The sequence below is a fragment of the Paenibacillus puerhi genome (assembly GCF_009846885.1).
Lineage (GTDB): Bacteria > Bacillota > Bacilli > Paenibacillales > NBRC-103111 > Paenibacillus_G > Paenibacillus_G puerhi.
This window is the reverse complement of the sequence record NZ_WUWM01000007.1, coordinates 113,463-126,326: the sequence shown is the minus strand read 5'-3', so window position 1 is coordinate 126,326 and position 12,864 is coordinate 113,463. Positions and strand designations below refer to the sequence as shown.

The window sequence follows — 12,864 nt, the reverse complement described above, 5'->3', positions numbered from 1 at the left end:
GTTTGCTTACAAGTGAAGGGCTATGCTTTATGAGACGCATCACTATGCTCGCGTCCGTAACAACCCCGTATTCTCCCGTCCAGGAGATACGGGGTTTTTGCAATTACCGCGGCGCTTTAGGAGGTATAATGTTGAAAGATGGCAAAAAGTTAACCTTAGCAGCGCTCACATGGCCCATATTTGTGGAGATGCTGCTCTCAATGCTGATGGGCAATGCGGATACGCTGATGTTGAGTCACTATTCAGATGGAGCGGTTGCCGCGGTGGGCGTGGCCAATCAGGTCCTGTTTCTGGTGAATCTGATGTTCGGGGTCGTGGCCGCAGGGACTAGTGTGGTGATCTCCCAGTATTTAGGGGCCGGGCGAAATCAAGAGGCGGGCGCGATCGGGCTGACGGCTATCGCGCTCAACCTTGCATTTGGCCTGCTGCTTGCCGTGCTGCTGCTCGCTTCGGGAGCGCAGGTGTTTCGCTTAATGGGGATTCCGGCCGAGCTGATGGATTCCGCTTGGACATATTTGAAGCTGGTAGGGGGCTTTTGTTTCCTGGAAGCCGTCCGGCTTACGCTCGCCACGATCCTGCGCAGCTACGGCTACACCTCGAGTACGATGTATGTAGCCGTCGGCATGAATCTGCTGCACCTGCTCGGCAATTATTTGTTTCTGTACGGCCCCTTCGGCCTGCCGGTTCTCGGCATCGAAGGAATAGCGCTATCGACTAACGTCTCCCGTCTGATCGGGATCGGCATATTGCTCCTTCTGCTCTACCGCAAGGTAAAGCACCGGTTCGTCCCCGAGGGCTGGTGGTCGGCACAGAAGACCTACGTGAAGCAGCTGCTGCGGATCGGGGTTCCGACGGCCGGAGAAAGCTTCTTCACCACTCTGGCCCAGATGGCGATTACCTCGTTCATTGCAATCGCGGGAGCGGACGCATTGACCGCCAAAATCTATGCGCAAAGCATCGGCATGTTCAATATGCTGTTTACGGTATCCCTGGCGATCGGCACGGAAATTCTGCTCGGCCGGATGGTGGGGGCGGGCCGGTTCGATGAAGCGTACGCGCGGGGCATGCGCAGCGTGCGCATTGCCGTGATCGTGACGGTCGGTGCGGCTACGGTGATGGCTGTCGGCTCGCGTCCTCTGCTTGGCCTATTCACGGACAACGCATCGATCCTGTCACTGGGCGTTCAGGTGCTGCTGCTCGGCATCCTGCTCGAACCGGGCCGTGCGGTTAATCTCGTCCTGATCAATGCGCTGCGGGCAGCCGGGGACGCCAAGGTACCGATGTATCTCGGAGTCGGCTCGATGTGGCTTATCTGCCTTCCGCTCGCGTATATGCTGGGCGTGTACGGCAAGCTGGGTCTGCTCGGCGTCGTCATCGCATTCGTCGTGGACGAATGGGTGAGGGGGGCGCTGTTCTACTGGAGGTGGAGAACGCGCGCCTGGGAGCGGATGAGCATCGTCGGAGCGGCGGAGGAAAGAAAGGCAGTGCCGTTTTAACGTCAATAACGCAGCCCGTACCTGCCTAATCCCGCTGCTTCAATTGAATAACGGAAGATGCCCTGAAGCATTCACATGAGCGGGGATCTTCTACGAACAAGCAGAAAAACGCAAGAGAAGTACGAGGCGAGACCTCATCTTCTCTTGCGTTTCTTATTGCATTTTTTATTGCATTTCTTATTGCGTTTCCTTCTGCGTCGCTTTCTCTTATCCGCGTTTTAGACTCCGTCTGCGGGGGCCGCCGCCTGAAGTATAGCGAAGCCGTAGGCCGGAAGCTCTACGTGCAGGAGGCCGTCCTCGGCAGCCAGCATGCGGCTGGACCAGAGGTCATTCCACTGAGCCGTATCCGCCGGAACGCTGAGAACCGCGTTCTTAGAGGCGGCGTTGAAGAGGATGAGCAGCCTCTCGCGGGCCGTAGCACGCTCGATGACGAGCTGATGCCCGCCGGGCTGGGCCGACAGGAAGCGGAGACTGCCGGAGCGCAGCGCCTCGTGGCTGAGACGCAGCCGGATAATGCGCTGGAAGAAGGCGAACAGCTCGCGGTCCTGCTCCCCCGTATCCCAGATCATGCATCTGCGGCAATCCGGGTCGCCGTCCCCGGCCATCCCGACTTCATCGCCGTAATAGATGCAGGGAGCGCCGGGGAAGACGAATTGCAGCGCGGTGGCCAGCTTCATCATCCGCTTGTCTTCGCCGCAAATGGTCAGCAGGCGGGGCGTATCGTGGCTGCCCAGCAGGTTGAAGGTCGTTTCATTGATCTGCCAAGGGTAACTGGCCAATTGGGCGCCGACCGTGTTCGCGAAGCCGGCGGCGTCGAGTTTTCCCTTAGCGGCGAAGTCCAGCACGGCGCCGGTGAAGGGATAGTTCATGACGGCATCGAACTGGTCCCCTTGCAGCCACGGCATGGAATCATGCCAGATCTCTCCGAGCAAATAAGCGTCCGGTCTGAGGGCCTTCACGCGGTCGCGTAACAGCCTCCAGAAGCGATGATCCACTTCATTGGCTACATCGATTCTCCAACCGTCGATGCCCACCTCCTTGATCCAATACTCGGCCACGTCCAAGAGATAGTCCTGAACGCCGGGGTTCTCCGTATTCAGCTTCGGCATGCTTGTATCGAAGGCGAACGTATCGAAGGTAGGAATTCCGTCCTTCAGTCCGACCGGAAACTCCCGGATATGGAACCAGTCGGCATAGACGGAAGCTGCTCCTTTCTCCACGACGTCGACGAAGGGAGCGAACGAGCTTCCGCTGTGATTGAATACCGCGTCCAGCAGCACACGAATGCCCCGTTTATGACAAGCCTCCACAAGCCGTTTCAACGTATCGTTCGTGCCGAAGTGCGGATCAATCTTCTTGTAATCCGTCGTATCGTACTTATGGTTGGTTTCCGCCTCGAACAGCGGATTGAAGTAAACAGCGTTAATGCCGAGGTCCGTCAGGTGATCTAAGTGGTCGATGACACCCTGCAAATCTCCGCCGAAATAATTGGTCGGCGTCGGGTCGCCGCCCCATGGTTCAACATCCGCCGGGTCATTGGCGGGGTCCCCGTTCGCGAAGCGTTCCGGGAAGATCTGATAAAACACCGCATCCTTCACCCAGGCCGGCGGAGTGAATACATCGGCCGGATTGATGAAGGGAAACTCGAACATCCCTGTGGAGTCCTCCGGTTCTCCTTGATGAAACCCGACCTCGGTCATCCAGATTCGTTCGGTTCCGCTTTGCAGCCGGAAGCCGTACCTCAGACGGCGAAAAGGGGGCTTTATCTCCGCCTGCCAGTAGTCGAACAGCGAGTCGCTGGCAAACTTGATCATAGGGATATATGCCGAAGACTCCTCCCAGATGTATTTGTCTCCGGCGAATAGGTGCACCTGCTCTACGTTGTCCCTTTTGGTACGAATGCGGATGTGCAGGGTGGCTCGGTCGTAGGCATACGACCAGTTTTGCTTGGCTCGATGATAGATGGCTTCCAATACGATGGTCATGGAATAAACCTCCTTAGAATGGAAAATAGGCATGAAAAAAAGGCACAGCCGCGGAGAAATCCCGAGGTTGTACCTTCCGGTAACATTGCCTTTAACTTATTTCTACTATAGCAAGGGATTGGCAAAATTGTAAACTGTTTTTTTCGCAGGTGCGGTTTGCCCTCTATACCATGCTAAGTGCACTTCTAAGTGAATTGTTCATTAGGCCCATGACAGCATTGTTCACTAACTTAAGAAAGCTTCACTTCCCTCTGCATGAGTCCCACCCTATACTTCAAGCATACAAGCTAACTTTAAGGAAGGTGATAAAGATTGAATGCGCGCACGCTCAAGGATAACCAACATCATTCCAGTGGTCCGGGTCTCGTTACACCCGCATCCGTCTCCAGAAACAAGCGAGGCCTCTGGTATGAGCTAGTGACCAACCGCATCCTGTTTCTGATGATTTTGCCGGCGCTCTTGTTTTTCCTCATTAATTCTTACTTTCCGATGGTCGGCATTTACTACGCCTTCACCAAATTCGATTTCAACACGAGCCTGTTCAATAGTGAATTCGTCGGACTAAAAAACTTTGAGTTTTTGTGGAAATCCGGGATTTTGCTCAGGCTGACGCTCAATACCTTTGGGTATAATCTTGCTTTTATTTTGCTGGGCAATATAGGTGCGGTGGTCCTGGCCGTTATGATCAGCGAGCTGAAGATCAGATGGTTTAAGAAAATCACCCAATCGTTCCTGTTTCTCCCCTACTTCGTATCCTTTGTTATCCTGAGCGTCATTGTGTACAACGTATTTAATTTCGAGACCGGATTTATGAACACGACGCTCAAGAGTGTGGGCATGGAGCCTGTGGATGTGTACAGCAAGCCGGTTGTTTGGATTGTACTGATCATCCTCTTTTATCTTTGGAAAAATATAGGGTATAGCATGGTCATTTATTTGGCTGCCATTACCGGCATCAGCGACGAGTATTATGAGGCGGCAAAAATTGACGGTGCCCATATTTTTCAACGTATCCGCCATATTACAATCCCCATGTTGAAGACGACCTTTATTATGCTTCTGTTGTTCGCGCTCGGCAGCATCATGAAGGGGCAATTCGATCTGTTCTACCAGCTCGTGGGCAATAATGGCCTGCTCTATAACACGACGGATATTCTGGATACGTATGTATACCGCTCCTTGAAGGTTACCTTCGAGATCGGCATGGCGACGGCGGCAGGAGTGTATCAGTCGGTCTTCGGCTTTATCTTGATCATGTCGGTCAATGCCATCATTCGGAAAATTAACGACGAGTACGCGTTGTTTTAATCAAGGGAGAGGATTGTATGAAGATCAAAGAGGAGAAGTACTACGGTTTATTCCAAACGATGGCCTACCTCGTGGTCACACTGGTCACGCTGGCCTGTCTGTTTCCGTTTTTGCTCATTATCTCCGCTTCGGTTACGGATAATGCCAGCATTATCCGGGAGGGCTACCATCTGATCCCGCCCAAGTTTTCCTTGGAAGGCTATAAGATGGTGTTCCAATTTCCAAAGGAGGTGCTTCAAGCCTATTGGGTGACCACGTCGACGACGGTGGTTGGTACGATACTGGGATTGTTTTTTATGACCATGGCCGGTTATGTTCTTCAGCGCAAGGACTTTAAGTATCGGAACCAGCTCGCCTTTTACATTTACTTTACGACGTTGTTTGGGGGAGGACTGATTCCCTGGTACATCATGCTGACGAAATATTTTAATCTGATGGACACATACGCCGTTCTGGTGCTGCCAGGCTTGATGTCGCCGTTTCTCATTATTCTTATGAAGAATTTTATCCGCTCAGCGGTTCCCGATGAAATCATCGAGTCGGCCAAGATCGACGGGGCTAATGATTTCACCATCTATTGGAGGATCGTGCTGCATCTGTCTATGCCGGGGATCGCCACGGTGGGGTTATTCCTTGCCCTGCATTATTGGAACGACTGGTTCACCTCTTCTCTGTTCATTAATGACCAGAAGCTCTACCAGCTGCAGTACTACTTATACAATATTATCAACACGATCGCTTTCATTACGAACATGGGGGCGGGGACCGGAGTGACCTTGACCGAAGACATACCGACCGAATCCACGAAAATGGCCATGGCGCTTATTGTAACCGGGCCAATGGTACTCTTGTATCCCTTTATTCAGAGGTACTTTGTGAAGGGCTTGACGATTGGCGCAGTGAAAGGTTAGAACCGGTTATCAGGGTAACGCCCTGGCCGGATAACATATTCTACCGAACATTGATAAGGAGGATTTTCATGAAGCTTAAAAAGGGAAAGGTCGTTTCAACGCTGGTTACGTCGAGTCTGCTGCTTACGGCACTGGCCGGCTGCGGAGGCGACCAACCATCCAAGCCCGCTCCCGATCCAGCCGCCCCTGCTCCCGGCAGCAGCCCTCAGGCGACTGCGCCATCGGGTATCGATACCTCGAAGAAGGTGGAGCTGCAGTTCTACATGCTGGGCAGCGCTCCCAAGGACCTTCCTATCATCGAAGCGGAGGTCAACAAGCTGACGCAAGCGGAGCTCAATGCAACTGTAAAATTCAACTTTACCACCTGGACGGATTGGGAGCAGAAATATAAGCTCTTATTGTCCTCGGGGCAGTCGGTCGACTTGATCTATACCGCCGAATGGACAAAGTTCCAGGCCTATGCGAAGAGCGGGGCGTTCCTGCCCCTTGACGAGCTTTTGCCGAAGGCGGCTCCCAAGCTTCATGCCTTCGTCCCCAAGGACATGTGGGAGGCCGTTAAAATCGATAACAAGATTTATACCGTTCCCGCTACGTACAAGGAGTATGTAACCAACGGCTTTGTATGGCGGGAGGATCTGCGGAAGAAACATAACCTGCCGAAGCCTGTAGACCTGGCCACGTTCGAGGCTTATCTGGAGGGCATCAAAAAGAATGAATCCAGCCTTATGCCGCTTGCTGCCAATTCGGATATTAGCGGGGGGCTGATTGATCGCATTCGGGAGTTTCACAAATGGGTCGGCGGGCCAATCCCTTACGGGGTAGGCATTGCCTATGATAAGCCCAATGTGGTGTACTCCTACTGGGGCTCCGACGAACAGAAACAGGATCTGACCTTGATCAAGCGCTGGGCCGACAACGGATATTTTCCTAAAAACGTGCTGAACGTCAAAGATACGATCCCAGATCAAATCGTCCATGGAAAAGCGACGGCTATTATTGGCGACAATCCGACGCGGTATAATGATTCGCTCAGCAAAATGAAGTCCACGCATCCGGACTGGGAATTGGGGTACCATCCGTATGGACTGACGATTGGATACGCCACGCCGGTTCATCCGATTCATAACGGCTTCGCCGTCCCCAAGAGCAGCAAGAATGCCGACCGGGCGTTAGCTTTCTATGAGAAGCTTGTGACGGACAAACGTTATAACTGGCTGACGCAGTATGGGATCGAGGGTAAAAACTTTGAAGTAGAGAACGGCTACTACAAAATGCTGGGCGACAACACGTCCAATGGCTTTGCACGCGAAGGCATGCAGGGATGGGCATGGAGAAATCCGGAATTCATGCTGTTCGATAAAGGGTATGACAACGTGAAGGCGATCTTCGACGAGCTGGATAAGATTCAGAAGCCGGACATCTTCATGGGCTTCGCCGAAGATTATACCTCTTACCAGGCGGAGCGGGCGGCATTGGAGCAGGTAGAGAAGCAGTATTTATATCCATTACTGGCCGGTCAGGTCGCTAATGTGGACGAAGGCTTGAACACCTTCCTGAGCAAGGCCAAAACAGCCGGACTGGAGAAGGTTCAGAGCGAGTATAAGAAGCAGTGGCTTGAATACACGAAGAGCCAAGGAATTAAATAAATAGCTGTGAGGCAGAAGCAGAAAACCCGGTTCATTCACCATATCGCGTGAACGCACCGGGTTTTCTGCATGGCGGGAGCGGGCCTGCCGTTTTCGGATTAACGGAGCTTGGCTTTCCGGTACTCCGACGGAGTTACGCCGAAGCGCTTCTTGAACATCCGGTGGAAGTAGGAACTGCTCGTATAGCCTGCTTTCTCGGCAATTTCGGTGACGGAGCTGTCGCTTTGCTCCAGATGCTCCTTCGCCCTCTCCAGCCGATAATCGTTGATGACATCGACGATCGCCGTTAGCGTCTGCTGTTTATAGACACGGCTTACATAGATGGAGGACAGATCGAGACGCTCCGCCATCCAGTTCAGACAAAGACCGGGATCGGCATAATGCTTCTCGATCATCTCGTTGATGCTTCGCACGAGATCCGCCTGCTTCATGCTTCGTTTCTCTACCAGCTTGCTGTGCACCTCTTCCAGGAAGGTACGGAAAGAAGCGGTCAGCTCTGTAATCGTCTCAACGGCATCAGCGGAAGGCATGTAAATGTCGAGGCCGCCGCGAAATTCCAACGCACCGTTCTTCTGGATGGAATAGATCAAGTTGTTGATCGTCATCGTTAAGTGTGAAATAGCCAGCCTCATCACATGAATGGGGTAGGAGGAGGTTTCTTGCACGATTTCCGTAAATACTTGCATGGCCTCCTCCGTTTTACCTGCCCGGATGGCATCCGAGAGCCGCTTCTCCTTCTCCGCCGGATATACATATTCCTTCGATTTGAGCGCGAGAATATCCTCCGAATCGATCAAGCAGCCGTGACCGTAAAACATCCGATGCAGCGTCGCCTCCTTAACCTGCTCGTAGAGCGGATGAAGATGATGAGGCTGGTTGGTAATCGGGCTGTAGGCGGCGGATACGCTGATGGTCAGAAACTCTTGGACCGCTTTCTGGGTTTGCCGGAGCCGCCGAAGGAACAGCTTGTCATCGACGGGTTCTCCTGCTGTATGAACACTGACAAGCAAGGCAACGCTGTCGTCGTCCATATCTACCGTCTCCACCTGACAGGAATCCGATAATACCTCCGAGCTGATGTTCATAATCGCAAATTTGTAAATAGGAAGATCGCTGCCTCGAGTCGTTCTTAATTCTTGAAACCGGTCGATTTTGAGCAGAACGACCCGGTAATCTTGCTGGAAGGGAAACGTGATGCCGATGCTTTTCAGACTGTCCAGCTTCGTGCCGCCGGATAAGGTGCGCGTACCGAGCAGGAGACTTCGGAGGGCGTTTTGCCTGATCGTCTGAGAGTGGTTCCGCTTCTCCGTTTCCAGGGAGTTCATCTTGTGAAGGATTCGCCTGATTGGGACGTACAGGAAGCCGGAGAGCAGGGAAGAGATCAGAAGTCCTGCAAACAAAATGAAAGCGGCTATCGTAATCGTCGTATTGCGGATCGTGCTGATGCTGTCCGTTATGGTTAGATATGGCGTGACTCTAACATATTGCCAACCCAGAGAGTCCCTTTCGGTGAAGGAAATCAAGGATTTTTCGTTCTGGAAGGAATGAGTGAAGTAACCGGACGGGTTATCCCTCACACTGTCCAGCATCAGCCGGGTTTCGGTATCCGACCAGACGGGCGGCAGCAGCGTGCTCGTAGACAGCATCCGGCTTTGGTCGTCCACAATATAGGTTTGCCCCAGATCGGGCGAAATTTCTTTATGAATCCATGAGGCGGATATGTTTACAATTACGGCTGAGTTAATGGTTTGATTCTTATTGATAGCGTCATAGCAGAGAAACGTGTAAGCGCTTATCATTTCGGACATGCCTGGCTCCGTGTTATAGGTTCTCGGTATAGGAGTAAACGGCTTGTAGTCTCGGAAGCGATCCAACACTCGCAGAATATCGGTATCCGCCAGCTCGCTTTTCGCAAATATCCCATTTTGACCCGTGCGGGCAGCCATGTAGAACGTCTCTGAAGCCGAGTTATAGACAAGAATGGATTCGATAAACGGCATGGAGCTGAGGTGGTTGGTAATCTCGCTCATCCCCGCCGTTACGTCATATATGTTGGGAACCGAATAATACAAAAGCTTGGCAATACTGCTGTTGCGGTAAATCTGAAAAGCTACGGATTGGGCGCTGTCGGTCATCCCGTTTATCGCTTTGCTCGTCAGGTTCAGACTGTTCAGGTCCGACTGGAACGCCTGCTTCAAGGCAATACCGTTATAATTACGATAATACAGATAGGAAGAGCTGAGCAGCGTGACCACAATACACAAGGTGATGCTGAGCAGGAAGCTCGTGAAGAGCCTGCGATTTTTGACAACATAGCGGATCTGCACCACGGGCACCTCATTTTTTACTCGTCTTGGGAGTTTTCTACAGCGAATACTATCATATCGTACGAGGCTTCAGCTAGTGAAAAAAGACGAAGGCAGTGAACAAACCATACTTCAAGTACGGCAAAAAAAGGCGAGCGGATCGTTCCAGGCGAAAGATCCGAGCCGGGTATGAACAATGTGAACAATGCCTGGATGTTGTCCTCGAAGGTCGAGCCCATGGGCAAGCTATGGTATACTGGGATAAAAACCAATGGAGCGATAACCGATATGGAAGCATTTGCAACGACTGCCACAGAGGCAAGAGGCTCTAACAATGTACTGCTTGTCGATGGGATGGCCCTGCTGTTCCGCGGATTTTACGCCAACTCGTACGGGGGCTATATCCGCAAGACCCGTGACGGACTTCCGACCAATGCCGTGTTCGGCTTCGTGAAATATTTGCTGGACGCCATCAAGACCTTCAAGCCGACGCATGTGATCTGCTGCTGGGATATGGGAAGCAAGACCTTCCGTACGGAGAAGTTTACGAACTATAAGGCTAACCGGCCGGAGGCGCCGCTTGAGCTCATTCCGCAATTCGATCTGGTGAAGGACGTGGTCGCCAGCTTCGGCATCCCGAACGTAGGGATCGCCGGCTACGAGGCGGACGACTGTATCGGAACGCTTTCCCGCAAGTTCGGGGCCGATATGGATGTGCATGTGCTGACCGGCGACCATGACATGCTGCAGCTGGTAACGGAACGCGTCAAGGTCATCATTATGAAAAAAGGCGCTTCGAACTACGCCGTATATGACCCGGCCCTGCTGCTGGCCGAGAAGCAGCTGACCGCTCTCCAGTTCATCGATCTGAAAGGGTTGATCGGCGACACCAGCGACAACTACCCGGGCGTGAAGGGAATCGGCGAGAAGACGGCGGTCAAGCTTTTGCTGGAGCACGGCTCCATCGACGGGATTATCGCCAACCTGGGGCTGCTTACCAAGTCGGTCAAGGCGAAGATCGAGGCCGATCTGGAGATGCTGCATCTATGCCGCGAGCTGGCGACCATTCATTGCGAGGCGCCGGTCGATTGCGCCATCGAGGACTGTGTGTGGAGTCCCGACTACCGGAAGATTCATGAGAAATTCACCGAGCTGGAGTTCAACAGCCTGGTTAAGGATATCGAGCGGCTGACGGCCGTATCGTAGAGAACTCCGAACGGTGATGAATCGGCCAGCGATGCCCTTTCGACCAATAAAGGAGACGAATGACTTGTACGTACGATACAAGGAAACCAGCCAGACCCGTGAAGTTACGGTGTACGATACGGAGGAGTTATACGGCGAGAGGGGAAGCTTCCGGGTTCTGCAGTTCGCTGACGGGGCTGTCCAGGGTGCGATGGATGTCGGCCATCCGGAGCGTATCCTGTTTGAATACCCGAGGGCTATCATCCACTTGATGGAGTTTAACGACCCCTCCTTCGAAGATGTATTCATCATCGGGCACGGGATAGGGACGCTGGCCGGCTATTTGGAGGAGAAACGGTGCAAGGTGGCGGAGATTGACCAGAAGATAGTGGAATTAAGCAGGGAATGGTTCGGTTATGCCCAGGACAATGTACGGATTGGCGACGGTCGCCGGCTTCTGGAGAAGGAACCCTCCCAAGCCTATGATTATCTTATCGTCGATGCTTTTACCGAACAGGGGACCCCGGCGCATCTATCCTCTAGGGAATTTTTTCTAACAACCCGGGACAAGCTGGGTTCGGGCGGCGCTATCATCATGAACCTGATGGGCAAAGGCGTGCTTGACAAGCGGGTGCAAGCCATTCATACGACGATCGGTGAAGTGTACGCCTACACCCAATCGTTTGTCCTGCCTGCGGAAGGATCCCGCGATATGCAAAATATCCTGCTCATGGGAAGCGATCGGCCGATCGGTTACCAAGCCCGTCATATGGCGGGCTTCATAGAAACCGAGCTCATGCCGGGATATGTGATCAGGGATAATTCCTTTATGGTAGAAAAGAAATATGGAGCTTGCAGGGGTTGAGCGAGGTTTCCGCTCAGCCCTTTTTGTTTAAGTGGTGACAAATGAGGTATAGTATTCCTATAAATGTTCTTAAGAGGGAGACCTTATGGCGACGATTCATGATGTAGCGGCGATGGCGGGGGTCTCGGTAACCACAGTTTCCAGAGTTCTGAATAACCGAGGCTATATTAGCGAGGATACACGACGCAAGGTGTATTCCTGCATGGAGGCGCTGAACTATCAGCCCAACGAAATTGCACGTTCGCTGCTTCGCAAGCAGTCTAACCTGATCGGACTGATTGTCCCGGATGTGGCCCATCCGTTCTTCAGCGAGCTGACGAGTCATATTGAATATTATGCTTATGAGCTAGGAAGCAAGGTGCTGCTGTGCAACTCTCAGCTTGATCCGGTCAAGGAACGGGATTATATTGACATGATGAAGCGGAATCGGGTAGACGGCATTATTATGGGCAGCCATACGTTGGAAGTGGATGTTTATAGTAATTTGAAGGGAATTGTCACGTTCGATAGGCAGATCGATGAGCATATTCCCTACGTATGCTCCGATAACTATGAAGGAGGACGGCTGGCTACGCGTCTGCTCATCGATAAGGGCTGCAGGAAGATCGCCCATATTTGCGGGAATCTTCAGCTCCAGCTGCTTGCGAACCGGCGGACGGATGCGTTTCGGCATGAAGTACACAAACACGGGATCGAGCATGTGATCATAGAAACGGATATGAACGTATTCGACCAGAATCAATATGAAGCGTACGTTAACCGACTATTTGCGGATCATGCGGATGTTGATGGTGTTTTTGCAACGAGTGACATTATTGCTGCTTTTGTGGTCAAGGTTTGCCGCAAGCTGGGGCGTAGAATTCCGGAGGATGTTCGGGTTGTGGGGTATGATGACGTCAACAATGCCAGTTGGTTCACTCCGGCGCTTACGACTGTGAGACAACCACTCAAGGAAATGGCTCGTCTGGCCGTCGAATCGATTAGAAAGCAAGCGGAAGAAGAGGCGGTGGAGCCTGCAAGGATGTTACCCGTTGAGCTGATAGAGCGGGAAACCACGTAAGGATATATGAAAAAGAGAGTGAGCCCGGAGCGAATTGATTTCCGAGCTCACTTTTTTCTTCTGAAAAAACATATGTCAAACGATTGACATGTCAAACCTTTA

General features: G+C 52.4%; 9 protein-coding genes. 7 read left to right on the top strand and 2 right to left on the bottom strand.

The window, feature by feature from the left end:
* The first annotated feature begins 128 nt into the window (after positions 1 to 128).
* On the top strand, positions 129 to 1,496 hold the full coding sequence (locus tag GSF01_RS08020) for an MATE family efflux transporter (RefSeq protein ID WP_159882659.1): 1,368 nt from the start codon (positions 129 to 131) through the stop codon (positions 1,494 to 1,496).
* 218 nt (positions 1,497 to 1,714) lie between these two features.
* Here GSF01_RS08020 and GSF01_RS08015 read toward each other — a convergent pair whose 3' ends face one another.
* The gene (locus tag GSF01_RS08015; protein WP_159882852.1) at positions 1,715 to 3,475 is read right to left on the bottom strand and encodes an alpha-glycosidase; all 1,761 of its coding nucleotides are present in this window, start codon (positions 3,473 to 3,475) and stop codon (positions 1,715 to 1,717) included.
* 447 nt (positions 3,476 to 3,922) lie between these two features.
* Here GSF01_RS08015 and GSF01_RS08010 point away from each other — a divergent pair, with 447 nt between their 5' ends.
* From GSF01_RS08010 to GSF01_RS08000, 3 genes are all read left to right on the top strand, one after another.
* Positions 3,923 to 4,789, top strand: a complete 867-nt coding sequence (locus GSF01_RS08010) for an ABC transporter permease (protein WP_159882850.1) — start codon at positions 3,923 to 3,925, stop codon at positions 4,787 to 4,789.
* A 17-nt stretch (positions 4,790 to 4,806) separates the two neighbouring features.
* Positions 4,807 to 5,700 carry a carbohydrate ABC transporter permease gene (locus tag GSF01_RS08005; RefSeq protein ID WP_159882657.1) on the top strand — a complete coding sequence of 298 codons (894 nt, stop codon included), beginning with the start codon at positions 4,807 to 4,809 and terminating at the stop codon, positions 5,698 to 5,700.
* A gap of 68 nt (positions 5,701 to 5,768) precedes the next feature.
* Positions 5,769 to 7,346: an extracellular solute-binding protein gene (locus GSF01_RS08000; RefSeq protein WP_159882654.1), complete on the top strand. Its 1,578-nt coding sequence runs from the start codon at positions 5,769 to 5,771 to the stop codon at positions 7,344 to 7,346.
* Between the two features lie 98 nt (positions 7,347 to 7,444).
* Here GSF01_RS08000 and GSF01_RS07995 read toward each other — a convergent pair whose 3' ends face one another.
* The gene (locus tag GSF01_RS07995; protein WP_159882652.1) at positions 7,445 to 9,673 is read right to left on the bottom strand and encodes a helix-turn-helix domain-containing protein; all 2,229 of its coding nucleotides are present in this window, start codon (positions 9,671 to 9,673) and stop codon (positions 7,445 to 7,447) included.
* 267 nt (positions 9,674 to 9,940) lie between these two features.
* On the opposite strand from GSF01_RS07995, the gene GSF01_RS07990 reads away from it, so the two are divergent.
* The 3 genes from GSF01_RS07990 to GSF01_RS07980 all read left to right on the top strand — a co-directional run bounded on the left by GSF01_RS07990 (position 9,941) and on the right by GSF01_RS07980 (position 12,762).
* Entirely contained in the window at positions 9,941 to 10,858 is a 918-nt protein-coding gene (locus GSF01_RS07990) for a 5'-3' exonuclease (RefSeq protein ID WP_159882651.1), read from the top strand.
* Between the two features lie 46 nt (positions 10,859 to 10,904).
* Entirely contained in the window at positions 10,905 to 11,702 is a 798-nt protein-coding gene (locus GSF01_RS07985; protein WP_235941357.1) for a spermidine synthase, read from the top strand.
* A gap of 85 nt (positions 11,703 to 11,787) precedes the next feature.
* Positions 11,788 to 12,762, top strand: a complete 975-nt coding sequence (locus GSF01_RS07980) for a LacI family DNA-binding transcriptional regulator (protein ID WP_159882650.1) — start codon at positions 11,788 to 11,790, stop codon at positions 12,760 to 12,762.
* Positions 12,763 to 12,864: the final 102 nt, after the last annotated feature.